General features: G+C 32.5%; 1 protein-coding gene. It reads left to right on the top strand.

Translation table 11 applies throughout. From position 1 onward, the window contains the following. On the top strand, window positions 1-249 hold a 249-nt coding region (locus FQ664_RS26560), incomplete at both ends, for a LamG domain-containing protein (protein ID WP_144175961.1).

Here is a 249-nt window from a genome sequence, read left to right as displayed (position 1 = left end):
GTGGATTATCTATATATTTGGAAAATAGTGGCAAGGTTGTTGTGTCAACTGGTAGTGGGACTGGATCAACAGAATTGGGGAAAACAACAAGCTCTTTTAATAATAATCAATGGAATTATTTTGTTTTTACAAGATTTTCAAACGGAACAAGTTTGTTCTATATTAATAATAATCTGGTTATAAGCTCTAATTCATTTTACCCGACACAAAGAACAGCAACACTGAGAATAGGAGAAAGAGAAAACGGAT

The sequence above is a fragment of the Pseudomonas persica genome (assembly GCF_900291015.1).
Lineage (GTDB): Bacteria > Pseudomonadota > Gammaproteobacteria > Pseudomonadales > Pseudomonadaceae > Aquipseudomonas.
The sequence above is the reverse complement of the archived record's forward strand: the minus strand, read 5'-3'. Positions and strand labels throughout refer to the sequence as shown.